This window comes from Negativicutes bacterium, from assembly GCA_018052945.1.
GTDB lineage: Bacteria > Bacillota > Negativicutes > JAGPMH01 > JAGPMH01 > JAGPMH01.
In genome coordinates this window covers 1-22,669 of record JAGPMH010000022.1, presented here as the reverse complement: position 1 = coordinate 22,669, position 22,669 = coordinate 1, and the positions used below count along the sequence as shown (strand labels likewise).

23 protein-coding genes, 11 tRNA genes and 2 riboswitches are annotated in these 22,669 nt (G+C 35.2%); all 34 genes read left to right on the top strand.

Features of this window, described 5'->3' with window-relative positions:
• The first annotated feature begins 51 nt into the window (after positions 1 to 51).
• Positions 52 to 127 (top strand) — tRNA-Asn (locus KBI38_04975).
• Position 128: 1 nt separating this feature from the next.
• A tRNA-Gln gene (locus KBI38_04970) sits at positions 129 to 204 on the top strand.
• A 3-nt stretch (positions 205 to 207) separates the two neighbouring features.
• Positions 208 to 283, top strand: a tRNA-Lys gene (locus KBI38_04965).
• A 5-nt stretch (positions 284 to 288) separates the two neighbouring features.
• Positions 289 to 363: transfer RNA gene (locus KBI38_04960), tRNA-Glu, on the top strand.
• 15 nt (positions 364 to 378) lie between these two features.
• Positions 379 to 454 (top strand) — tRNA-Val (locus KBI38_04955).
• Positions 455 to 457: 3 nt separating this feature from the next.
• Positions 458 to 534: transfer RNA gene (locus tag KBI38_04950), tRNA-Asp, on the top strand.
• Between the two features lie 4 nt (positions 535 to 538).
• Positions 539 to 614: transfer RNA gene (locus tag KBI38_04945), tRNA-Phe, on the top strand.
• Positions 615 to 620: 6 nt separating this feature from the next.
• Positions 621 to 696, top strand: a tRNA-Thr gene (locus KBI38_04940).
• A gap of 6 nt (positions 697 to 702) precedes the next feature.
• A tRNA-Gly gene (locus KBI38_04935) sits at positions 703 to 776 on the top strand.
• A gap of 8 nt (positions 777 to 784) precedes the next feature.
• Positions 785 to 873 (top strand) — tRNA-Leu (locus tag KBI38_04930).
• 56 nt (positions 874 to 929) lie between these two features.
• Positions 930 to 1,013, top strand: a tRNA-Leu gene (locus KBI38_04925).
• Positions 1,014 to 1,439: 426 nt separating this feature from the next.
• Positions 1,440 to 1,631, top strand: coding sequence for a YwbE family protein (locus tag KBI38_04920; protein ID MBP8629415.1), 192 nt, complete (start codon positions 1,440 to 1,442; stop codon positions 1,629 to 1,631).
• Between the two features lie 79 nt (positions 1,632 to 1,710).
• A riboswitch (cobalamin riboswitch) is annotated at positions 1,711 to 1,893 on the top strand.
• A gap of 377 nt (positions 1,894 to 2,270) precedes the next feature.
• Positions 2,271 to 4,430, top strand: coding sequence for an acyl-CoA mutase large subunit family protein (locus tag KBI38_04915; protein ID MBP8629414.1), 2,160 nt, complete (start codon positions 2,271 to 2,273; stop codon positions 4,428 to 4,430).
• Positions 4,430 to 6,619, top strand: a complete 2,190-nt coding sequence (gene scpA, locus KBI38_04910) for a methylmalonyl-CoA mutase (GenBank protein MBP8629413.1) — start codon at positions 4,430 to 4,432, stop codon at positions 6,617 to 6,619. Before KBI38_04915 ends, scpA begins: the two co-directional genes overlap by 1 nt.
• Positions 6,612 to 7,745 (top strand): methylmalonyl Co-A mutase-associated GTPase MeaB, encoded by a 1,134-nt coding sequence (gene meaB, locus KBI38_04905; protein MBP8629412.1) that lies wholly within the window; start codon positions 6,612 to 6,614, stop codon positions 7,743 to 7,745. The genes scpA and meaB overlap by 8 nt, the downstream gene beginning before the upstream one ends.
• A gap of 82 nt (positions 7,746 to 7,827) precedes the next feature.
• Positions 7,828 to 8,787 (top strand): TIM barrel protein, encoded by a 960-nt coding sequence (locus KBI38_04900; GenBank protein MBP8629411.1) that lies wholly within the window; start codon positions 7,828 to 7,830, stop codon positions 8,785 to 8,787.
• A 12-nt stretch (positions 8,788 to 8,799) separates the two neighbouring features.
• Positions 8,800 to 9,831, top strand: a complete 1,032-nt coding sequence (locus KBI38_04895) for an iron ABC transporter permease (GenBank protein ID MBP8629410.1) — start codon at positions 8,800 to 8,802, stop codon at positions 9,829 to 9,831.
• Positions 9,828 to 11,069, top strand: a complete 1,242-nt coding sequence (locus KBI38_04890) for an ABC transporter ATP-binding protein (protein ID MBP8629409.1) — start codon at positions 9,828 to 9,830, stop codon at positions 11,067 to 11,069. The genes KBI38_04895 and KBI38_04890 overlap by 4 nt, the downstream gene beginning before the upstream one ends.
• Complete coding sequence (locus KBI38_04885) at positions 11,066 to 12,115, top strand: radical SAM protein (GenBank protein MBP8629408.1); 1,050 nt, start codon at positions 11,066 to 11,068, stop codon at positions 12,113 to 12,115. The genes KBI38_04890 and KBI38_04885 overlap by 4 nt, the downstream gene beginning before the upstream one ends.
• A 14-nt stretch (positions 12,116 to 12,129) precedes the next feature.
• The gene (locus KBI38_04880; GenBank protein ID MBP8629407.1) at positions 12,130 to 12,741 is read left to right on the top strand and encodes a MotA/TolQ/ExbB proton channel family protein; all 612 of its coding nucleotides are present in this window, start codon (positions 12,130 to 12,132) and stop codon (positions 12,739 to 12,741) included.
• Positions 12,738 to 13,151: a biopolymer transporter ExbD gene (locus tag KBI38_04875; GenBank protein ID MBP8629406.1), complete on the top strand. Its 414-nt coding sequence runs from the start codon at positions 12,738 to 12,740 to the stop codon at positions 13,149 to 13,151. Before KBI38_04880 ends, KBI38_04875 begins: the two co-directional genes overlap by 4 nt.
• Position 13,152: 1 nt before the next feature.
• The gene (locus KBI38_04870) at positions 13,153 to 13,854 is read left to right on the top strand and encodes an energy transducer TonB (GenBank protein ID MBP8629405.1); all 702 of its coding nucleotides are present in this window, start codon (positions 13,153 to 13,155) and stop codon (positions 13,852 to 13,854) included.
• 67 nt (positions 13,855 to 13,921) lie between these two features.
• Complete coding sequence (locus tag KBI38_04865) at positions 13,922 to 14,212, top strand: hypothetical protein (protein MBP8629404.1); 291 nt, start codon at positions 13,922 to 13,924, stop codon at positions 14,210 to 14,212.
• A 155-nt stretch (positions 14,213 to 14,367) separates the two neighbouring features.
• Positions 14,368 to 14,574 carry a hypothetical protein gene (locus tag KBI38_04860; protein ID MBP8629403.1) on the top strand — a complete coding sequence of 69 codons (207 nt, stop codon included), beginning with the start codon at positions 14,368 to 14,370 and terminating at the stop codon, positions 14,572 to 14,574.
• A 68-nt stretch (positions 14,575 to 14,642) separates the two neighbouring features.
• Positions 14,643 to 15,014, top strand: coding sequence for a DUF134 domain-containing protein (locus KBI38_04855; protein MBP8629402.1), 372 nt, complete (start codon positions 14,643 to 14,645; stop codon positions 15,012 to 15,014).
• A complete protein-coding gene (locus KBI38_04850) occupies positions 15,011 to 15,376 on the top strand; it encodes a NifB/NifX family molybdenum-iron cluster-binding protein (protein ID MBP8629401.1) in 366 nt (121 codons plus the stop codon). Before KBI38_04855 ends, KBI38_04850 begins: the two co-directional genes overlap by 4 nt.
• On the top strand, positions 15,376 to 16,230 hold the full coding sequence (locus KBI38_04845; protein ID MBP8629400.1) for an ATP-binding protein: 855 nt from the start codon (positions 15,376 to 15,378) through the stop codon (positions 16,228 to 16,230). Before KBI38_04850 ends, KBI38_04845 begins: the two co-directional genes overlap by 1 nt.
• On the top strand, positions 16,208 to 17,080 hold the full coding sequence (locus KBI38_04840; protein MBP8629399.1) for an ATP-binding protein: 873 nt from the start codon (positions 16,208 to 16,210) through the stop codon (positions 17,078 to 17,080). The genes KBI38_04845 and KBI38_04840 overlap by 23 nt, the downstream gene beginning before the upstream one ends.
• Before the next feature lie 8 nt (positions 17,081 to 17,088).
• Positions 17,089 to 17,913 carry an MBL fold metallo-hydrolase gene (locus tag KBI38_04835; protein ID MBP8629398.1) on the top strand — a complete coding sequence of 275 codons (825 nt, stop codon included), beginning with the start codon at positions 17,089 to 17,091 and terminating at the stop codon, positions 17,911 to 17,913.
• Positions 17,914 to 17,925: 12 nt separating this feature from the next.
• Entirely contained in the window at positions 17,926 to 18,741 is an 816-nt protein-coding gene (locus KBI38_04830) for an Mrp/NBP35 family ATP-binding protein (GenBank protein MBP8629397.1), read from the top strand.
• A 1-nt stretch (position 18,742) separates the two neighbouring features.
• Entirely contained in the window at positions 18,743 to 19,105 is a 363-nt protein-coding gene (locus KBI38_04825) for a NifB/NifX family molybdenum-iron cluster-binding protein (GenBank protein MBP8629396.1), read from the top strand.
• 15 nt (positions 19,106 to 19,120) lie between these two features.
• Entirely contained in the window at positions 19,121 to 19,288 is a 168-nt protein-coding gene (locus KBI38_04820; GenBank protein MBP8629395.1) for a 4Fe-4S binding protein, read from the top strand.
• Between the two features lie 61 nt (positions 19,289 to 19,349).
• On the top strand, positions 19,350 to 20,222 hold the full coding sequence (locus KBI38_04815) for a hypothetical protein (GenBank protein MBP8629394.1): 873 nt from the start codon (positions 19,350 to 19,352) through the stop codon (positions 20,220 to 20,222).
• A 156-nt stretch (positions 20,223 to 20,378) separates the two neighbouring features.
• Positions 20,379 to 20,554: riboswitch (cobalamin riboswitch) on the top strand.
• Positions 20,555 to 20,761: 207 nt separating this feature from the next.
• Positions 20,762 to 22,669: TonB-dependent receptor (locus KBI38_04810; protein ID MBP8629393.1), on the top strand; the 1,908-nt coding region annotated here is incomplete at its 3' end.

Sequence of the window (22,669 nt, the reverse complement as noted above, 5' to 3'; positions counted from 1 at the left end):
AGAGTACTTGGTTGGAAACGACCTGGGAGGTTAGGTAGTTGCTGGTTATATTCCTTGATAGCTCAGTTGGTAGAGCAATCGGCTGTTAACCGATCGGTCGTAGGTTCGAGTCCTACTCAAGGAGCCATAGGGGCGTAGCCAAGTCGGTAAGGCACGGGACTTTGACTCCCGCATGCGTTGGTTCGAGTCCAGCCGCCCCTGCCATTTGATCCACTAGCTCAGTCGGTAGAGCACCTGACTTTTAATCAGGGTGTCCCGCGTTCGAGTCGCGGGTGGATCACCATTTAAGGCCCGTTGGTCAAGCGGTTAAGACACCGCCCTTTCACGGCGGTATCAGGGGTTCGATTCCCCTACGGGTCACCAAACTTTATTTAATATGGGTGATTAGCTCAGCTGGGAGAGCGCCTGCCTTACAAGCAGGATGTCGGCAGTTCGATCCTGTCATCGCCCACCATATGGCCCGGTAGTTTAGTTGGTTAGAATGCCGCCCTGTCACGGCGGAGGTCGAGGGTTCGAGTCCCTTCCGGGTCGCCATTATGCCTTGGTAGCTCAGTCGGTAGAGCAGAGGACTGAAAATCCTCGTGTCGGCGGTTCGATTCCGTCCTAAGGCACCATTTATTGCTGGTGTAGCTCAATTGGTAGAGCAGCTGACTTGTAATCAGCAGGTTGGGGGTTCAAGTCCTCTCGCCAGCTCCATAATATGCGGGTGTAGCTTAATGGTAAAGCCCTAGCCTTCCAAGCTAGCCACGTGAGTTCGATTCTCATCACCCGCTCCAAAGGTATTGCCGGGGTGGCGGAACTGGCAGACGCACGGGACTTAAAATCCCGCGGATAGTGATATCCGTACCGGTTCGATTCCGGTCCTCGGCACCATTTCTTCTTGTAACAAGAAGAAATGATGCTTTTTTTTTGCTTAAAATTTTATATAAGCGGTTGTGGTGGAACGGCAGACACACCATCTTGAGGGGGTGGCGCTGAGAGGCGTGTGGGTTCAAATCCCACCAACCGCACCAAAAATTAGTAGCTTGCAAGTTTTATTGCAGGCTTTTTATTTTAGCTATATTTGGGGTGTTTTGATGAAATTTTAAAATATTTCATCTGATAAATTTAAGAGAATATATAAAGTGGCACTACTGCAACTTGAAAACGGCAGAGCAAGAGAAAAATATATGGTAAAGGTTTAGAGGAAGATTAGGTTGAAATTATTATAGATAAAGCTTACCAAACGTTTTTAGAACATGAAAAACATAATGAAGTATATAAAAACTATGAATAATCATTATTTATAATGCCAAAATTCTCTAAAAGTCTGCTATTAAAGCTTCTATCCTTTATTTTATCAATGATATTTGGCAGACTAATTAATATTGAATAAATTTTACAAGAACCAGAAAAGAGAGTAGAATAAACTATAATAAGCTTAACTGAAAGGATTAGTTATGAATAATAAACAACGTGCTAATATAAAAATTGGACAAAGGGTTAATATTGTGTTAAAGGCAGATCAGCGAACCGGGAAATTAACAGAAGGAATAGTCGCGAAATTATTGACTAAAAGTAGTGTTCATCCTCATGGAATAAAAGTAATGTTGGAAGATGGACAAGTTGGTAGAGTCCAAGAAATTTTATAATTTTAATAATTTTTGCAAAAAACATTGACAGTCTAAAATGATAATGATATCATAATTATTGTTTATGAAATGATTTAAAATTAAATACTGCGGATTAGGTGTCCGAAAGGACTTAATAGGGAAGATCGGTTAAATGCCGACGCGGTCCCGCCACTGTAATAGGGAGCAAATCCAAGATATACCACTGAAGCTTAAGCTTTGGGAAGGTTTGGAGGAGTTATGATCTAGAGCCAGGAGAACTGCCTAATTAACAATCACCGTTTGACCTGCGAGCGATGGGGAAGGAGATTTATAGATATCATAATCTATTTATCTCGACTATTATATGTCGAGATTTTTTATTTGTGAATTTATTTATCATAACCTTTTTTGTCTGTTGGCAGAAAAGGTTTTTATTTTTTATTACGTAAACATTTATTTTGTCGAAAGGTTTTCTCCACTTTTTAGCTTTAGTGGAGGACATTGCTCATAAATTTTTTTATTGTGTTAGGGTGAATGCCCACTGTTTCCTTTCTTGCAAAGGAAACAATCTTTTTAAAATTAGATGATTAAATTCATCTTTTGACTCAATGCTTTGATGTTGAGAATATATATTACAAATTATTAGATTGATGAATAACCATAGAAAGGACTGTATAAATGAAAGAATCAGATAAAAACGAACAAAAAAAGGAACTGGAACAAGTTAGTTTTGCTGAGTTTGTTGCCCCTGACTATGAAGAGTGGAAAACAGAAGCAATTGCGGCACTAAAGGGTGGAGCATTTGAAAAAAAACTGCTTACTAAAACTTATGAAGGGATAACTTTGGAGCCAATGTATACTATGGAAATGGCGCCAAGCCCAGATACTATCTCAAATCTACCTGGAATGGAAGATTATATGAGAGGCACAAAATATTTAGGATATATGGAGCAACCATGGTTGATTTCGCAAAAGGTGGATGATCCAATTCCACTTAATGCTAATAAGTTAATAAAGAATGAACTAAAAAAAGGTTCAACAGCTATTAACATAATGTTAGATGAAGCCACAAAAGATGGAAAGAATGGCTTTGCAATCAATAACTATGAAGTTAAAGGTGGCGTATCAATTACAACGATTGAAGATGCGTATGAAATTTTTAGTGAAATTGATTTAAGTCAATATGAACTTTATATTAATGCCGGAGGTAATAATAGTTTAATTATTGGACTACTAGAAGGAATGTTAGTTGCCAATTCAAGGAAAAGCAGTGATTTGCATGGCTTAATTGGGGCAAATCCTCTAGGCGAGTTAGCAAGTAAAGGGCGGTTACCATCCAGCTTGAATTCAATGTACGATGAATTAGCAAAAGTAGTGAAATGGAGTCAACGAAATACTCCGGAGTTAAGAACAATTTTGATTGATGGACAAGTTTTTAGTGATGGTGGTGCCAGTGCTGTTCAAGAATTAGGTTATTGTTTGGCTACAGGGATAAGTTATATCAGAGCATTACAACAACGGGGACTAGAGGTTAATGTTATCTGTAAACAAATCCAATTTAATTTCTCATTAGGCGCAATTTTCTTTATGGAAATTTCCAAAATTAGAGCAGCACGCAAGCTGTGGAAGCAAATTGTTGAAAGTTTTGGTGGTAATGAAGAATCACAAAAAATGATTATTCATGCAACTACGGCAAATTTTAATAAAAGTGTATATGACCCTTATGTTAATATGCTAAGAACAACAACTGAAGCTTTTTCTGGAGTTGTGGGTGGTGTAGATAGTATGGAAGTCCAACCTTTTGACTCAGCTATTAGATTAGGAGATGATTTTTCTCGCAGAATTGCTCGTAATACTCAAATTATGTTGCAAAACGAATGCAATTTGTTGCAACCGATAGATCCAGCAGGAGGATCATGGTATATCGAAACTTTAACAAAACAAGTTGCAGATAAAGCTTGGTTAGTACTACAAACTGTCGAGGAAAGTGGCGGAATGGAAGAAGCTTTAAAAGCTGGCAGTGTTCAAGCTGATATTGAAAATGTATTAGAGCAAAGGTTTAAAGCGCTAGAAAAAAGAGTAGATAAAGTTGTTGGGATTAATATGTATGCAAATATGCTGGAAGAATTATTGGAAGCAAATCAACTTAATGGTCACGCACTAGCGGAAGAACGAACTATAGCAATTAAAGAGTTTATTAGTGATATTGATGAACAATATCGAGATGAAAAACTAGCGGAATTAAAAGAATGTTTAGTAAATAATTCTCCAATGTATATGTCAGTGCTAAGCAATGCTTTTGCTGCCGGTGCAACTTTAAATGATGTAGCTAAAATTATTTATGATGAACCATTTGTAATAGAGCGTAACATTGCTAAACATCGTTTAACTGAAAAATTTGAAGAATTAAGAAATAAAGCAAAATTATATAAAAATAATACTGGTGAAAATTTAAAAGTTTTCTTGGCTAATATGGGGAAAATTCCCCAGCATAAAGCACGTGCTGATTTTAGTACAGGGTTTGTTGAAGTTGGTGGTTTTGAAGTATTAAAAAATGATGGATTTATGACGATTGAAGAAGCTGCTAAGGCGGCACAAGAGTCTGGAGCGTTAGCAACTATTATTTGTTCAACGGATGATACTTATCCAGAAATAGTGCCAGTGTTGACTAAAATGATTAAAGAAAACAATGAAAATATGATAGTGTTATTGGCGGGAGCACCGGCGCCAGAATTTGAAAAAATATATCTTGATGCCGGCATTGATGAATTTATTCATGTCAGAGCAAATTGTTACAATATTTTGACGTGGCTACAAAGTAAGGGAGGGATTAAATAATGAGTCTTAATCCTGATTTCACAAAAATGAATTTACAAGGTGAAACAAAACAAGAAAGTTTTAAGGAATGGAAAGATCGAATTGAAGCTATTAGTGGTAAAAGCTTTAAAGATTTATACCAAATGACAATGGAACAAATCCCGTTAAAGCCACTTTACAATAAGGATGATTTAGCAGGTATGAATCATCTACATTATGTTGCCGGTATTCCGCCATTTTTAAGAGGACCATATCCGACGATGTATGTCACTAGACCCTGGACGGTAAGGCAGTATGCCGGATTTTCAACAGCCGAAGAAAGTAATGCTTTTTATCGTCGTAATTTAGCAGCTGGTCAAAAAGGTTTATCAATTGCCTTTGATTTAGCTACACACCGTGGTTATGATTCAGATCATCCACGAGTGGTTGGTGATGTTGGTAAAGCTGGCGTAGCTGTTGATTCAATTTTAGATATGGAGATATTATTTTCAGGTATTCCGTTAGATAAAATGTCAGTTTCAATGACAATGAATGGAGCGGTGTTGCCGGTTTTAGCATTTTACATTGTGGCGGCTGAAGAACAAGGGGTAAAACAAGAAGTCTTATCAGGGACAATTCAAAATGATATTTTGAAAGAGTTTATGGTACGTAACACTTATATCTATCCTCCGGCAGCATCGATGAGAATAATTGGCGATATTTTTTCGTATACTTCGCAATATATGCCGAAGTTTAATAGTATTAGTATTTCTGGGTATCATATGCAAGAAGCAGGGGCTACGGCTGATATTGAATTAGGTTATACTTTAGCTGATGGTCTGGAATATATCAGAACAGGTGTTAATGCTGGATTGAATGTAGATGCGTTTGCGCCACGATTATCATTTTTCTGGGCAATGGGGAAAAATTATTTTATGGAAGTTGCAAAAATGAGAGCCGGTCGTTTATTGTGGGCAAAGATTATCAAACAATTTAATCCGCAAAAAACAAAATCAATGGCGTTACGAACTCATTCACAAACCTCAGGCTGGAGTTTAACTGAGCAAGATCCATTTAATAATGTAGTTAGGACTTGTATTGAGGCAATGGCAGCAGCGTTAGGTCACACACAATCTTTACATACTAATGCCTTAGATGAAGCGATTGCTTTACCAACTGATTTTTCGGCGAGAATTGCTCGAAACACTCAATTGTATTTACAAGATGAAACTAAAATTTGTAAAGTGCTTGATCCTTGGGGCGGTTCTTATTATGTCGAGGCATTAACGCAAGAATTGGTAAAAAGTGCATGGGGTCATATTCAGGAAGTTGAAAAATTAGGTGGAATGGCCAAAGCTATAGAAACAGGTTTACCGAAGATGAGAATTGAAGAGGCTGCAGCAAGACGCCAAGCACATATTGATTCTGCTAAGGAAATGATTGTTGGTGTTAATAAATATCGCTTAGACAAAGAGGATCCACTAGATATTTTAGATGTAGATAATGTAGCAGTGCGTCAAGCACAGATTAGAAGGTTAGAAAAGTTAAGAGCAAATCGTGATAATGAAGCAGTCCAGTCTTGCTTAGCTGCCATAACTAAGTCTGTAGAGACTGGTGAAGGAAATTTGTTAGATTTAGCCATAAAGGCTACTCGGGCTAGGGCAAGTTTAGGTGAGATTTCTGATGCGGTCGAAAAAGTATCAGGTCGTCATAAAGCAGTAATACGTTCAATTTCTGGGGTATATAGTAGCGAATTTGCTGATGAAGATGAAATAAAAAGAGTTCGTTCAATGACAGATGAATTTGAAGAGCAAGAAGGTCGCAGACCGAGAATCATGATTGCTAAAATGGGGCAAGATGGTCATGATAGAGGTGCAAAAGTAATCGCAACTGCCTTTGCGGATTTAGGGTTTGATGTTGATATTGGGCCGTTATTCCAAACGCCGGAAGAAACAGCACAAGATGCGGTCGATAATGATGTTCATGTGGTTGGCATGAGTTCTTTAGCGGCTGGTCATAAAACTTTATTGCCACAATTAGTGGAAGAATTAAAGAAGCGTGGTCGCGAAGATATTATGGTGGTAATTGGTGGAGTAATTCCGGCACAAGATTATGAATTTTTACGACAGCATGGAGCAGCCGCTATTTTTGGTCCGGGAACGATTATTCCTATTGCAGCAGGAAAAGTCCTGGAAGAATTAAAAATTCGTTTAAATTGTGATAATGGCTGATAAATATATTCCGGCTTGGCAACCTAAAAATGCCGGCGATGAATTTGCTTGTCGAGTTATGACAGGAGTAGAAGAGCGGCATGATGGGATGACGAAATCTAATACGATGGAAGTAACAGCTGCAAATTTTATTAAACGTAAAGTTTTAGAGGTTAATGACTATGTTCAGGGGGTTTTAGCTGGTGATAGAATGATACTTTCTCGCGCAATAACCCTGATTGAGAGTAATGCACCTAAACATAGAAAAATGGCACAAGAAATTTTACAGGTATTATTACCGTATACTGGTAAATCAATTCGGATTGGCATAACTGGTGTCCCTGGTGCCGGTAAAAGTACCTTTATAGAGGCACTAGGAATGAATTTATGTCAAAGAAGTCATAAAGTTGCGGTATTAGCCGTTGATCCAAGTAGTAGTATCACGAAAGGTAGTATTTTAGGTGATAAGACTAGAATGGAGAAGTTGACAAAAGAACAGAATGCTTTTATTAGACCCTCACCTTCCGGTGGTACATTAGGTGGGGTAACAAAAAAAAGTAGAGAAACACTATTGCTCTGTGAGGCGGCTGGCTATGATGTTATTTTAGTAGAAACCGTCGGGGTTGGGCAAAGTGAAATTACGGTAAGATCAATGGTTGATTTTTTCCTGCTGATTGTTTTAACAGGGGCAGGAGATGAATTACAAGGGATGAAAAAAGGAGTAATGGAGATAGCTGATGCTATTTTAATCAATAAAGCGGATGGCGATAATAAAGCTAAAGCGGAAATGGTTAGAGTAGAGTATGAGCGGATAATCCATTATCTAAGGCAAGCAACAGCGGGGTGGCAAACTCATGCTTATACTTGTTCATCTCTAACTGGCGAAGGCATAAATGAACTGTGGCAGATTATTCAAGAATATAAAGAAAATGTGACCACATCAGGTATTTTTGCAGAGCGTCGAAAAATGCAGACTTTGGCATGGGTATATGCAATGGTAGAAGAATATTTAAAAAATAATTTCTACCAACATGAGCAGGTTAAGCTAATAAAAGATGAAGTTGATTTAGCTGTTAGCCAAGGAGAAATTTCCGCGACGAGAGCGATGGAAAAATTAATTAGGGTCTATGAGGATAACCAAGCATAATATATTTGACAGCCTTATGGTGATGCAATCGCATCACCATAGTTTGCGTTAATTATTTTAAAAAATACAAATTGAGGCTAAAATGAAAGAATTAGTTAATTTATCAAATTATCATTTAGATAATCTCTTAATAAATAATAGTGCTGAAGAATTACAGAATTTTTTAAGAGAACATAATTTAAGTGGACTGGAAATGCTTTTTTATGAAAATTGGGATGAACAAATTCATAAAAAAGATTTTGTGAAGGGGGTTCATCTGAATTTTTGGCCGAATTGGCTGGATTTTTGGTTAGATAATAAGAAGGCATTAATAAAAGAATATGGTGACTTAGAAAGAGCTTATGGTATTTATGGCGGAAAAACTAAAAGCGATTGGTTAAATTTATATCAGGATAATATTATTAAAGCTTTAGAAGCTCAGCCTGAATACTTAGTATTTCATGTGGCGCAAGCACGGCCGAGTGAAGTCTTTCATTGGAATTTTAATTATGACAGTAGTATGGTTATTGAAAATAGTATTGAGGTTTTACAAGAACTAATGCCGATTATTCCGTCAAATACTAAATTATTGCTGGAAAACTTATGGTGGCCGGGGTTAACTTTGCAAAAAAAAGATTTAGTCGAAACAATTTTCACTAAACTTAAATATGATAATTTAGGGTTGATACTTGATACTGGTCATTTAATGAATACTAATGCTAACTTAAAAAATCAAGAAGAAGGTGTTGCCTATATATTAGAAACAGTTAATAATTTAGGACAATACAAACAATATATTTATGGGATACATTTACATCATTCATTGTCTGGTGAATATGTTAAAAAACATTGTAATAATAACGTGGCACAAGATTTATCAATGGAAAATATTATGAAGCATATATTGAAAATTGATGAACACTTACCCTTTAATAGCAAAAAGATAAAAGCGGTAGTTGATATGATACAACCACAATATTTAGTGCATGAATTTATGCAAACTTCTAAAAGTGATTGGAGTCAAAAGATTACAACGCAACGAAAAGCACTAGGATTATTATGATAGGACGGTATTATGAAAACTATAAAAAAAGCTAAATTAGTGCTAATAGGATTAATAATAGTATTTTGTTTAGCAATAATGATTGCACTTAGTTATGGACAAATTAATATTTCTTTTATTACTGTGATTAAAGTTTTAAGTCAAGAGTTTGGCTTTATTAATAATCCGGCTGTGAGTGCAGAAGATGTTGCGGTTATTTGGAATATCAGAATGCCTCGAATCTTAGTTGGAATATTAGTAGGAGCATCGTTAGCGGTTTCCGGTGCAGTAATGCAAGGGGTTTTTGCTAATCCGTTAGCTGATCCAGGGATTATGGGAGTATCAAGTGGAGCTTCACTTGGTGCCGTTTTAGCGATTAGTTTAGGACTAAATACTATCAGTATGTTTTATATGCCTTTGTTAGCATTTATTATGGCGTTAATAACTGTTTTTTTAACGGTAATATTATCACTACGAAAAGGTAAAATACCAATAATGGTGTTATTATTGGCCGGAGTAGTAATTAGCATTTTTATTGGGGCTTTAACTTCTGGGATATTGACATTTATGAATGAGAGTAAACTAAAAGAATTTTTATTTTGGACAGTGGGTGGGTTAGATTATCGACGTTGGGAACATGTTTACTTGGCGCTTGGACCAATAATCTTTGGGCTAACTTCGTTATTAATGATGTCACGGCATTTAAATATTTTAGTATTGGGGGAAGACGAGGCGAAGGCTGTTGGCATGACGGTAATGAAAACAAGAATAATGCTAATGACTATTGCTTCTTTAACAACAGCAACAGCGGTTTGTGTCAGTGGTAGCATTGGTTTTGTAGGACTAGTAGTTCCGCATATGATGAGACTTTTATTAGGAACAGAACATCGAATATTATTGCCGGCCAGTGCCCTAGCAGGTAGTATCTTTTTAATATTATGTGATACTATCGGTAGAATAATTATTGCTCCGACAGAAATAAGAGTGGGAATTATGACAGCTTTATTAGGAGCACCGTATTTTTTAATATTATTACGCAAGGCTCAGTTAAAGGAGCAAGTATGATAGAAGATATTTTACAAGTTAAGGAATTACAGGTTGATTATTTAGAAAAACCTGTTTTAAAAAATATTTCCTTCAATGCAAAAGTTGGTGAGTTCATCGGCATTATTGGGCCTAATGGTGCCGGTAAAAGTACTTTACTAAAAAGCATTAGAGGTTTGACAAAAATTAAGACTGGTGAGGTTAGGGTTGCTTCAAAGTTATTAACAAAATTAAAGGAAAAAGAAAAAGCACAAGTAATTGCCCATATGCAACAAGAAGTTAATAAAGGCTTTGGTATTAGTGCTAAACAGATGGTTTTAGCAGGGCGGTACCCCTATTTAAATTGGTGGCAACATGAAAGTCAGAAAGATTATGAGATTGCCGAAAAATACATGAAGTTTACCGGAGTCTGGCAGTTGGCGGATAAAGATATTAATTTTATGTCTGGTGGTGAGCGTCAACGGGTATTATTGGCAAAGGTTTTGGCACAAGAAACAAAACTGATTTTCTTAGATGAACCGACAGCTAGTTTAGATTTGACTTATCAAGAAGAAATTTTTGAGCAGTGTCGTAATTTATGTCAGCAGGGTAAAACAATTTTAATTGTTGTGCATGATATTAAATTAGCCACTAAATTTTGTTCAAGATTAATTTTATTAAACAAAGGACAGATAATTGCTGATGGTAAGCCTAAAGAGGTTATTACTGCTGAAAATTTACACAAAGCTTATAAAATGAAAGCAGCTGTGTTTAAAAATCATGTCTCCGGTCTACTCGATATTTATACTTATAGTAGTGATAAAGATTGCCAAAAAGGAAAAAGTGTTCATGTGATTAGTGGTGGCGGTGTTGCCGGCAATATTGTCAGGAAATTATATGAAGGAAATTATAAAATTTCCATGGGCGTAATATCACAAGGTGATGCGGATGCAGTGGTTGGTGAAGCCTTTAAGGCTCAAATAGTAAAAAAAGATTGTTTTGCACAAATTACTACTGAAAACATCAATAAGAATATTGAGTTGATTAAAGCTGCAAATTTTACTGTTTTGTGTAATATTTTTTATGGTAACAATAATTTAGACAATTTAAAAGCGGCATTTCAAGCCGAAAAATTAATAGTATTAGAAGATCAAAAGATTGAAGAGCGTGATCATACTGATGGTAAAGCGACGCTGTTATATAAGCAATTATTAGAAATGGATAAGGTTGTGTTAATGACAACGCCAGAATTTATCCAGTGTATGGAGCAACACTTATGAAAGAAATAGCTAAGGGTAATATTAAAATGTTATTGTTGAGTCTAACCGGTGCTTGCAATTTAGGCTGTAAATATTGCTATGCTGATTCATATAATGAAAATATGATGACCTTTGATATAGCTAAAAAAGCGATTGCATTAGTGCAAGCACAAAGTAATGACTTTATCATTCAATTTAGTGGCGGGGAACCATTGCTTAATATCAATTTAATTCGAACAATTAGCCAACATATTAAAGACAATAATATTAAGGCAAAAATGCAGATTCAAACTAATGGTACATTATTAACGGCAGAAAATATTGATTTTTTAGTTAAAGAAAAAATTGCCATTGGAATCAGTATTGATGGTAATCAAAAAATCCATGATGAACAGCGCCCGTTTCGTGATAATAGCGGTAGCTTTAAAAAAATTATGGCAGGTCTAGAAATTTTAAAAAATAAAAAAATTAATGTTGGTATTACTTGTGTTGTGACGAAAAATAATGTTAATTTTTTAGAAAAGTTAGTGATGCTTAGTTATTATTGGGGGAATATTAAAAAAATTGGATTTGATTTAATTAGAGGTCAGGGGCGCGGTAGTAAAATTAGTAAACCTACGGAGCAAGAGTTAAAAACTGGCTTAACCAAAGCCTTTAGCTTGGGAGAAAAATTTAAAGCAATAACTGGCTCAAAAATAATTTTTGCTCAACTAAATAAGGTTGAAAAATTACAGAATAAAGAATTAATAGGCTTTTCGCATTGTCACGCGATGAATGGTGCAGCAATTTATGTTGATGTTGATGGTAAGATTTATGCTTGTGCGTCATTGTTGGGACAAAACGAGTATTTAATTGGCGATGTGGAGCAAGGTATTGATTTAGCAAAGCAAGAAGCAATTAAAAATAAGCTAGAACTAATTCTAAAAAAATGTTTTAGTTGTCATTATTTTAGTAATTGTGGCGGAGCTTGTTTTGCCAGATGGATTGGTTGCGGTGATGAAAGTGAGCAAGAATTGGAATGTTGCTTAAAGATTACGGCAATTGATTGCTATCAGCAAGAAAGATGAAGGAGTGTTTTAAAATGGAATTTATTAGATTATTTCAAGCCGGAGGACCGGTAATGTATTTATTATTATTATGTTCAATAATTTCAGTAACAATTGCGGTGGAAAGATTTATTTATTATAAAAAAAATAGCTCTGGAAAAACTTTTTTAAATGAGTTAGAACTAATGCTAAATGAGAAGGAATTTGTGGCCGCGCAAAAATTATGTCAAGCTGATGCTGGAATCTTGGCAACTGTAGCGCAAAGTGGAATTTTTGCGATTATTAATAATGTTAAAGATATTAATAGCGTTATTGAAGGGACAGGGGCAATAGTTGTAGCAAAACTTAAAGAAAATCTCACTCATCTTGATACAATTGTTACCTTAGCACCGTTATTAGGATTGCTGGGAACGGTAATTGGTATGATTGGCTCATTTAGTATTTTGCATATCAAAAATGGACAACCACTAGCTATTACCGCCGGTGTCGGAGAAGCCTTAATTGCAACAGCGTTTGGCTTATGTGTGGCAGTATTAGCAATGGGAATATATAGTTATTGTAATCATATCTTAGATAAAATGATTACGGATATTGAAAAAGTAGCAGTGTTAATTATTGCAAATAATCAAAATGGAGCAGAATTATGAAAATAAGTACTTTGCGCAATGACAGAAAACCTAAATTAATGATTATTCCGATGATTGATATTATTTTCTTTTTGTTAGTGTTTTTTATGATGAGTACGCTGTATATGGTAGAGCAACATACTATTCCGTTAAATTTACCGCAAGCATCAGCACAAACAGTACAAACTGAAGAGAGCATCAGCATAACAGTATTACCAAGCGGTAACGTGTTATTTAATAATGAAGAAGAACTGACTTTACCAATGTTAAAGAAGAGAACGCAATTAGCACTACATAATAATAAGGAAAGTGCGTTTGTGTTGCACTCCGATAAACAAGCTGAATATGGTAAGGTTGTAGCGATATTAGATGAATTGAAGCTTGCCGGTGTTACAAAGATAGCAATAGCTACCGATAGAAAGGAACGTTAAAATGCTGAAAAATAGATTAACTAAATCTTTTTTTATAGCACTGGCATTACATTTGAGTGTTTTTTTAGTGGCGGCAATAGTGATTAAAAATTGTCATAAGACCTCGCCAGAGCCAAATTACGTTGAAGTATCATTGTTAGATGATATTAATTATGGCAATAGTGGTGAAAATGGTGGTAGCAGTGAAAATAATAAAAAAATACTGGTGAGCAGGCAACAATATAGAGCGTATCAAAATAATAACAGCAGTGAACAATATTACGATGCTAAAGTGCAAAATAATGTTGATAATATTGGAAGCGGAGTCGTTAACACTGGTTCTATTGGTGGAGTAGTCGGTAGTGGCAGTGGTAATGGTGGCGGCAGTGGTGAAAGTGACAGCGTTGGCAACGGTAATGGCAGAGGTGATGGTGGCGGTAGTGAAGTTATAAAAATTAGGCCCAATATTATTAGTAGCAGTAAACCGCGTTATCCTCAAAGTGCAAGAAGAAGAGGTATTGAAGGAACGGTATTAACGAGGATTTTAATATTAACAGACGGAACAGTTGGGGCAGCTGAAGTTGTCACTTCCAGTGGTAATAGTGATTTGGATGAAGCAGCATTGAAGGCTGTTTGGCAATGGCAATTTTCTCCGGCCAGCAACAGTTTAGGGCAAAATGTCGAATGTTACACTACAATACCGATTGGCTTTTCGTTAAGTTGAAACATATAATAGTTGACATGATACTTACTATATACTTTAAACTTTCAAACAGAAGGAGGTGAAGAAAATGTCACAACATCCACAATACAAATTACCAGAAGATCCGCATGCAGCTTATCGTTATAAAGCAGCAATGAAACATGTTGAATTGGCAAAACAAGCCGGAAAATCATCAGAAGAAATTCATGAGATGTTTAAAAAAATTATGAATTTTGATATTAATGATGAAAATTATGTGCCAAGTGAAGGGCATGAAAATTATTTTAAAGCTATAACCGCAGCTAAAGCAGCGATGGCAGAAGGAAAAAGCTCAGAGGAAGTTCATAAAATATTCCAAGAGATAGCCGGAAAAATGTAAGAAATAAGCCTTATCATGAAAATTGATAAGGCTTATTTTTTTTGAAAAGATATTGACATATGTCGAAAACGAGTTATAATTATAATTAATAAATGACATATGTCAAAAACTATTAAATTATAATGATTAAAATGTTTTTTAGTAAAGGAGTGGTTATGATGCCAAGAAGAGATGGAACAGGACCTAATGGTGTAGGCGGTTGTGGTCAAGGTCAACAACAAAGTAACAATAGCCAAGGTTATGGATTGGGGCGAAACAAAGGTCGTGGCGCTGGTCAAGGTCGTGGTAAAGGACAAGGACAAGGACAAGGACAAGGACAAGGACAAGGACAAGGCCGAAACCAAGGCGGTGGACAAAGTTAATGATTGTTTAGTATAGTTATTGGGAAGAATATTCACAATAACTATACTAATTTTAAGCAGGTGGTTTTATGGCAAGGCCGAGAAAATGGCGGAAAGTATGTTGCTTGCCTGCAAGTGACAAATTTGGCCCGCTTAATGGTAATGAGATAAATAGTAATTTTATAAAAATGAGTATTGATGAGTATGAGACCATTAGATTAATTGATTTAGCAGGATTTACTCAAGAAAAGTGTGCTAATCAAATGGCAATAGCGAGAACCACGGTTCAAGCAATTTATAATGAGGCTCGGCAGAAAATTGCTAAATCGTTGGTACATGGTTATGTTTTAATAATTGAAGGTGGCGATTATAAGCTTTGCGATGGCTTAGAACACTCCTGTGAGTGTGGAGGTTGTGGGCGACATCGAAAAAGAATAAGTGAAGGTAGTGATAATATATGAAAATTGCAATGCCGGTAGATGAAAAAGTTGTTAACCCGAAAATAAATAATAATTTTGGGCGAACTCCTTATTTTGCTATATATGAAACTGAAACTAAAGCATTTAATTTTATTGATAACAGTGGTAATGTTAGTCAAGGTGGGGCGGGCATAAAAGCAGCACAAGAACTTGTTAATGCTAAAGTAGAAGCTGTTATTGTGCCACAATGTGGAGAAAATGCTGCAAAAGTTTTACGGTCGGCGAATATTACCATTTATAAAATGCTAAATGATAATATTGTAGAAAATGTAGAAGCTTTAAAAAATGGCAAACTAGAAATTTTAGATAAAATTCATAGTGGTTATCATGGTGGGAATATCTAATGAAGATTGCTGTGCTAAGTGGAAAAGGCGGAACAGGGAAAACCTTAGTTTCAGTAAACCTAGCAGCTTCAGCCGATAATGCAGTTTATCTTGATTGCGATGTTGAAGAACCCAATGGTTTTTTGTTTTTTAACCCCCAAAATGTTATAGCGACAGAAATTGATATAAAAATCCCTTATGTTAATCAAGAACAATGTTTTGGCTGTAAAAAATGTGTGGAATTTTGCAAGTTTAATGCACTGGCCTATACTAATAAAGTTTTAATATTTGAAGAAATGTGTCATTCTTGTGGTGGTTGTATGTTGGTTTGTCCCAACCAAGCTATTACTGAAAAAAATAAAATTATTGGTAAAATTGAAAGTGGTAACTCTGAGCAAGTTACTATTTATACCGGTATCTTAAACATCGGGGAAGTTTCAGGAATACCAATAATTAAAGAGTTGCTGCAAAAAGATTCTGATAATGTTGAAATTATCATTATTGATTGTCCACCAGGGAGTGCTTGCATTGTGATGGAGAGTATTAAGGATGCTGATTACTGTATTTTAGTAGCAGAGCCAACTTTATTTGGGTGTCATAATTTAAAGATGGTTCATGAGTTGGTAAATGTTTTTGATAAAAAATATGGCGTTATTTTAAATAAATGCGTTGAGGGCGTAAATCCTGCAGAAGTTTATTGTAATGAAAATGAAATAAAAATTTTAGGGAAAATAATGTTTGATCCTGAATTGGGGCTAATTAATTCTCAAGGTCTGATTGCAACTAGAATTAGTGAAAAATATAAAAACTTTTTCCGGCAGCTATTGTCTGATATCATTAAGGAGGTGCGACATGAAACAAATGTTGATTCTTAGTGGTAAAGGTGGAACTGGAAAAACAACCATTGCTAGCGCTTTTATTACCTTAGCAGCAGTAAAAGCTTATGCTGATTGTGATGTGGACGCTCCGAATCTACATCTTATTATGGCAAGAAATAAAAATCAGCACTTAAATCCTTATTATGGATTACCAAAAGCATTTATTGAAACTGAAAAATGTATTGTTTGTGGTTTATGTAGAAGGAAATGTCGCTTTAATGCCATTAAATTAATCAATAAGCAATATTTAGTGGATGATTTTTCCTGTGAGGGTTGTAGTGTGTGTCAATATGTTTGTCCGGTGCAAGCCATAGTTATGAGACCAGCAGTAGCGGGGAAATTGATGCTATATCAAGCTGAAGATGTTTTTTCAACTGCTGAGCTTAAAATGGGCAGTGGGACATCGGGAATGTTGGTTAGTGCAGTAAAAAAACAACTAATAGAAAATTGTAGTCCTAAGATTGAACTAGCGATAATTGATGGTTCGCCGGGGATTGGTTGTCCGGTCGTAGCTTCGTTAAGTGGTGTTGATATGGTTTTAATTGTGGCTGAGCCAACTTTATCGGGGATTAGTGATATGAAAAGAATTATAAAAACAGCACAACAATTTAAGATAAAGATTGCTGTTTGTATTAATAAATTTGATGTTAATATAGAAAATACAATTGCAATAGAACAAGTTTGTGAAGAGTTCAAAGTTTTTTTCGTGGGGAAAATTCCTTTTGACTATGAGGCTGTAAAAATAACTAATGATGGAAAAAGCTTAGTGGAAGTTGATTGTGTAGCAGGGAAAAAGATAGCTGAGATTTATAAAAAATGCTATGATATTTTACAATTGGAAGGTTAGGGGAAAAGATGAAAGTTAAAATATTACTAGAAAATACCAGTACTAATCCTAACTTTAAAAGTTCCCATGGACTTAGTATATATCTTGAAACTGCTAAACATAAAATTTTATTTGATGTGGGTCCTAATAATTATTTTATTGAAAATGCTTTGGCATTAGGAATTGATTTGTCAATGGTAGATACTGTTGTTATTTCACATGGACACATTGATCACGGCGGTGGATTGAAAAGTTTTTTAAAATTAAATTCAAGTGCAAAAATTTATGTACAAAAGAATATTTTTGCTAAGCATTACTCGAACAGAGGTCCTGATAAAATTAGCGATATTGGTTTAAATACTGAACTGGAAAGTAATGAACAAATAATTTTTGTAAAAGATTATTTAAGAATTGATGAAGAATTAGAAATTTTTGCTGACGTTAAGAATAAATATTTTATGCCTTCTGATAATAAGGAATTGTTACAGCAACAAGGACAAGAGCTTTTTACTGATGATTTTAAACATGAACAAAACTTAATAGTTAACAGTAATAATAAAATAGTTGTGCTATCTGGTTGTGCGCATAGGGGGATTTTAAATATTATGGACAAAGCAATGACGATAATTAAGGGTGAGCCTGATTATGTTATTGGCGGGTTTCATTTATATAGTAACTCTCGACAAATTTGTGAAGATAGTGCTAAAATCGAGCAAATTGCCTTGTCACTGAAAAATCTGACAACAAAATTTTATACTTGTCATTGTACAGGGATAAAACCGTTCAAAATGTTAAGAGCTGTTATGGGTGAAAAAATAGAATATATTTCAACAGGCACAGAGCTTGTGCTGTAAGGAGAGTTAGTTGTGAGTGAAGCTTTATGTACAGGGTCAGCCTGTAAAGATCAATCTAATTTATTGGAAAAAAATCATGAAAAAAGTAGTATTAAAAAGGTTATTGGAATTGTCAGTGGTAAAGGCGGTGTTGGCAAATCACTAGTTACATCGATGTTAGCGGTGGAAATGAATAGAAAACATCATAATGTTGCTATCTTAGATGCTGATGTAACTGGTCCTTCTATTCCTAAAGTTTTTGGAGTTAAAGCTGAAATTATGGGTGAAGCAGCAGGTAAAGGTTTTTATCCGGCTAAAAGTAAGACCGATATTCAAATGATGTCCATTAATTTATTATTAGAAAATGATACTAAACCGGTTATTTGGAGAGGCCCTATTATTGCCAATACGGTAAAACAGTTTTGGACTGATGTTATTTGGGAAGATGTTGATTATATGTTTATTGATATGCCACCTGGAACTGGTGATGTTCCGTTAACAGTTTTTCAATCAATCAAAGTAGATGCCATAATCATTGTCACAGCGCCACAGGATTTAGTTTCAATGATTGTTTCTAAAGCAGTGGAGATGGCGAAGAAAATGAATGTGCCAATTTTAGGTTTAGTGGAAAATATGGCTTATTTTAATTGTGATGACTGTGGAAAAAAACATTATATTTATGGTATTAGCCATATTGAAGAGATTGCTCAAAAATATAATTTATCTGTATTAGGTAAGTTACCGATTGATCCAAAACTAGCAAGTTTGTGTGATAATGGTGAAATTGAAAATTTTGAAAATGATTATTTATATAATGTTGCTAATAAAATAGAAAGTTGGGGGAAATAAAATGAAAATTGCAGTAGCTAGTGAGCAACAAAATGTTGCGATTCACTTTGGACATTGTGAAAATTTCAATATTTTCGATGTCGAAAATGGTAAAATAGTAAAGTCGGAAATAGTGGCTAATCCCGGACATAAACCTGGATTTTTACCGGTGTTTTTAAATGAAATTGGTGTTAAAGTAGTTATTTCTGGTGGCATGGGAGCGGGGGCAATTGATATTTTTAATGAAAAGAATATTGATGTTATAACTGGTGCAAAGGGTAATGTGGTAGAGGCAGTAACTAAATTTTTAGCTGGAGACTTGATTTCCACTGGCTCGGTCTGTCATAATCATGAGCATCATAATGAATGTGGTGAACATCAATAAAACATAGGAGTTAATATGAGTGTAAAAATTGATAAAGAAAAATGTAATTTATGTGGTCAATGTATTAATATGTGTATTATGCGTCAAATAAAAATAGAAAATAATGATATTTTTGTTAATCATGAATGCTATGAATGTCTTAACTGTGTTATGATTTGTCCACAAGATGCTATTAGTGCCTAAGAAATAAGCTAGTGCCAATTGGCACTAGCTTATTTCGATATTATTTTGATGAGGTGAAACGATGGAAGAAAATAAAAAAAGTCCGAAAGTTTTGTGGCAACATTGTTTGGCGTGGGCTAAAGAAAAAGATGCCGCCTTTATAAAACGTTGCCAAGATCATGGGCTAGTTGATATAACAGCAGAATTAAATGAATTAGCGCTGTTACCGTTTCAAGATCAACAAGAAAGTGATAGTATTTTTGCGACATTAAATTTACCACTCAGCGGGGTGAGTCATTTATTAGGCTCGACCGCTTATCTGCCAGAGGAAATGGATGTTTGGGCGGAAAATGCACAAAACTGGTTAATTTCTTGTGACATAACTAAAGCTACGGTTATGTTAATTGCTGATGGCTTTCAAGGCGAAGGTCCAGCTTGGGGGCTTTTAAAAGGTGCCGAAAAGTTAGGAGCGACGGTGGTGGTAAGCGCTGATAAGCCATGGGAAATATTAAATGATTATGGTGTTAATGCTTGTGCCTTGAGTGCAGAGTTGATTGAAAAATGGATTGGCGGACAATATTCGATCGGTAAATGTCAAAGCATCTTTTGTTTAACTAGTGATATTAGTGATGAAAAACGCCAAAGATGGCAAGAACAATTAGGTTTGCCAATTTATCTTCAATTAGGGCTTAAGGGGGTACAAGCTTCGGTGATTGCTTGGGAATGTGCTAAGCGCGATGGCTATCACTGGGGAATAAATTATTTTTGGCCGGAAATTGTTGAGGCTAATAGTAGAAAACTTATTTCACGCTATGAAAACGGACAAATAGTTTTAACTGCCTTAAAGCGCAGTAGTACCAGTATCATTAGATTAATAACGCCTTGGCAAGGTTATTTTATGGATAGTGAATGTCAGTGTCATTATAATTCACCGAAATTTAAAAGAATAAAATAAATTATGAAATGTAATTATTATGATAGCTTTATTATGATGATTACATTTTTTATTTATGGTGAAAAGGGGTTTCATATTATTTTTTTATAGTAAAATATTTTTTTCACAAACGCCTTGACTATATGACCACTATATAGTTTAACATAAGCAAAAGAATTACATAAAAAGCGCAATGGTGCCGTTAGGCTTAATAGAGAAATCGGTGTAATACCGATACGGTCCCGCCGCTGTAATGGGGAGCGACTCCAAAGATGTCACTGAGAATTTTCTTGGGAAGGCTGGAGAAGTTATGAACCAGAGTCAGAAGAACTGCCGTTGCAAGATCATACCGCTAGACCTGCGAATGACAGGAAGGTAGATTGGGAATTTGTCTGAGGTTTCATCAGTTAATTATTATGTAGTAGCTTAAATTGTTATTATCTTAGTAGTGCAAGCAGATAAACCATAAAGCTTTAACGCTTCAAGACCATCGTTTCTGATTAAATCCTTTCCTGGTTAGGGAAAGGATTTTTTGGTATGAAATATTAAGGAGGAAAAATTTGATGAAGAAAACCTTATTTAGTAAAAAAGCATTATTAGCGGCAATTGCATGTACAACTTTTTATGCCGCAACGACTCCTCAGGTATGGGCGGAAGAAGTTAAAGATGAATACAATATGGATGGAGTAGTTGTAACCGCTAGTAAAATTGAAGAAGAACCTTTTAAGGCACCGGCTAATGTGGATGTAGTAACTAGAGCAATGATTGAAGCTAATCATTATATTAATATTAGCGAAGCTTTAAAAAATGTTCCTGGTGTTACTATTCAAAGTTATGGGACTGGCGGAGAAAACTATTCTTCTAATCAAATCTACATTAATGGTACCTCTAATGTGGTATTTTTAATTGATGGGATGAGAGTAAACACTAATGGTATTATCTCAAGTCGATTTGAGCCATCAACAATGGTTAATATGGATAATGTTGAAAGAATTGAAATCTTAAAAGGTTCAGCTTCAACTTTATATGGCTCTGATGCGGCGGGTGGAGTTGTTAATATTATTACCAAAAAATTAGGTAAAGCTGAACAAAAAACTACTATTAGCATGATGAGTGGAAGTTTTAATACTAGTCAATATGGGGTTATGAATTCAGGGCGTAATAAAGAAGATCTTTACTGGTTAATTAGTGCGCAAAAAGATTTAAGCGGTAACTTCAAAGATGGTAATAATAATACTATTCAAAAAGGCTTAAATTCTAAGACAATTGACTTGAAATTAGGGAAAGATTTTGACAAAGATACGGCGGTAGAGGTTAATTTTGAAAACTACAACTCTAATTATGAACGTCCTAGCACTGGCGGATTAAAAACTACAACCAGATTAAAAGGAAATAAAGACAATACTAGAGTGGGATTATCTTATAAAAATAGGATTAGTGATAAAGCCGTTAATCAATTGTCAGTTTTTAAAAATGTAACAGATTTAGTGGATGACAGCGAAGCTAAAAGTTATTTATGGTCAATGCGCATGGAAACAACTGGTTTTAGTGATCAATTGACGTATGAATATGATAAACATACCCTAATTGGCGGGTTTGATTTTTATCAAGATAAAGTTAAACGATATGTAGGGATGCCAAGTGTAGAAGGAAAAAATATCACTAATCAATCGCTTTACTTACAAGATGCGTGGTATATGAATGATAAGATTACAGTTACAACTGGACTAAGAAGTGATTATCATTCTGACTTTGGGCGACATAATACGCCAAGTGCGGTGCTAAGTTATCAACCAGATGAGAAAACTAATTACTATGTTAGCTATAAAGAGTTTTTTGTCGCACCGGGGATATCGCAGTTATATTACCACGATGCCTATGGTAATACCGGTAATCCTAATTTAAAGCCGGAAGAAGGTAATACGGTGGAATTTGGGATTAAGCATAAGTTTGATAAAAGTCTAAATGCTAATTTTAATATTTATCGTCGTAAGGCTAATAATATGATTATTTTTGCGAACCAAACTTATGAAAATACCGGTGAAGAAAGTACTAGGGGTTGGAATATTAATATTGATAAAACCTTTAACGAAAATCTAAGTACTAATATTGGTTATACTTATATTTATATTGATCCAACAAAATCGACCTTAAATCCAAATCGAGATGGTTACTTACCAAGAGGACAATGGAACATCAGCACAAATTATCAAAAAGATAAATTTGATATGGTGCTAAATGGTCGCGGGATTGTAAACCGTGATGGGCGCAAATCGCAAACAACCGCGGATGAGTTTAAAACTTTCTGGGTTTGGGATGCCGCCTTTAATTATCAAATCCAAGATAATGCGAAAGTGTTCTTAAAAGTTAACAACATCTTTGATAAATTCTATACTGATCAATGTTATAATATGGATCCAAATTCAGCGACAGGCTGGTATTCAGCACCGGGACGCAATATTCAAGTT

Excerpts from the sequence above, each read along its gene's own strand:
- KBI38_04840 (MBP8629399.1), top strand. The coding sequence starts at position 16,208 with ATGAAACAAATGTTGATTCTTAGTGGTAAAGGTGGAACTGGAAAAACA.
- KBI38_04820 (MBP8629395.1), top strand. The coding sequence starts at position 19,121 with ATGAGTGTAAAAATTGATAAAGAAAAATGTAATTTATGTGGTCAATGT.
- KBI38_04845 (MBP8629400.1), top strand. The coding sequence starts at position 15,376 with ATGAAGATTGCTGTGCTAAGTGGAAAAGGCGGAACAGGGAAAACCTTA.
- KBI38_04895 (MBP8629410.1), top strand. The coding sequence starts at position 8,800 with ATGAAAACTATAAAAAAAGCTAAATTAGTGCTAATAGGATTAATAATA.
- KBI38_04915 (MBP8629414.1), top strand. The coding sequence starts at position 2,271 with ATGAAAGAATCAGATAAAAACGAACAAAAAAAGGAACTGGAACAAGTT.
- KBI38_04825 (MBP8629396.1), top strand. The coding sequence starts at position 18,743 with ATGAAAATTGCAGTAGCTAGTGAGCAACAAAATGTTGCGATTCACTTT.
- KBI38_04900 (MBP8629411.1), top strand. The coding sequence starts at position 7,828 with ATGAAAGAATTAGTTAATTTATCAAATTATCATTTAGATAATCTCTTA.
- KBI38_04855 (MBP8629402.1), top strand. The coding sequence starts at position 14,643 with ATGGCAAGGCCGAGAAAATGGCGGAAAGTATGTTGCTTGCCTGCAAGT.
- KBI38_04865 (MBP8629404.1), top strand. The coding sequence starts at position 13,922 with ATGTCACAACATCCACAATACAAATTACCAGAAGATCCGCATGCAGCT.
- KBI38_04835 (MBP8629398.1), top strand. The coding sequence starts at position 17,089 with ATGAAAGTTAAAATATTACTAGAAAATACCAGTACTAATCCTAACTTT.
- KBI38_04890 (MBP8629409.1), top strand. The coding sequence starts at position 9,828 with ATGATAGAAGATATTTTACAAGTTAAGGAATTACAGGTTGATTATTTA.
- KBI38_04870 (MBP8629405.1), top strand. The coding sequence starts at position 13,153 with ATGCTGAAAAATAGATTAACTAAATCTTTTTTTATAGCACTGGCATTA.
- KBI38_04875 (MBP8629406.1), top strand. The coding sequence starts at position 12,738 with ATGAAAATAAGTACTTTGCGCAATGACAGAAAACCTAAATTAATGATT.
- KBI38_04885 (MBP8629408.1), top strand. The coding sequence starts at position 11,066 with ATGAAAGAAATAGCTAAGGGTAATATTAAAATGTTATTGTTGAGTCTA.
- KBI38_04920 (MBP8629415.1), top strand. The coding sequence starts at position 1,440 with ATGAATAATAAACAACGTGCTAATATAAAAATTGGACAAAGGGTTAAT.
- KBI38_04860 (MBP8629403.1), top strand. The coding sequence starts at position 14,368 with ATGATGCCAAGAAGAGATGGAACAGGACCTAATGGTGTAGGCGGTTGT.
- KBI38_04880 (MBP8629407.1), top strand. The coding sequence starts at position 12,130 with ATGGAATTTATTAGATTATTTCAAGCCGGAGGACCGGTAATGTATTTA.
- meaB (MBP8629412.1), top strand. The coding sequence starts at position 6,612 with ATGGCTGATAAATATATTCCGGCTTGGCAACCTAAAAATGCCGGCGAT.
- KBI38_04815 (MBP8629394.1), top strand. The coding sequence starts at position 19,350 with ATGGAAGAAAATAAAAAAAGTCCGAAAGTTTTGTGGCAACATTGTTTG.
- KBI38_04850 (MBP8629401.1), top strand. The coding sequence starts at position 15,011 with ATGAAAATTGCAATGCCGGTAGATGAAAAAGTTGTTAACCCGAAAATA.
- scpA (MBP8629413.1), top strand. The coding sequence starts at position 4,430 with ATGAGTCTTAATCCTGATTTCACAAAAATGAATTTACAAGGTGAAACA.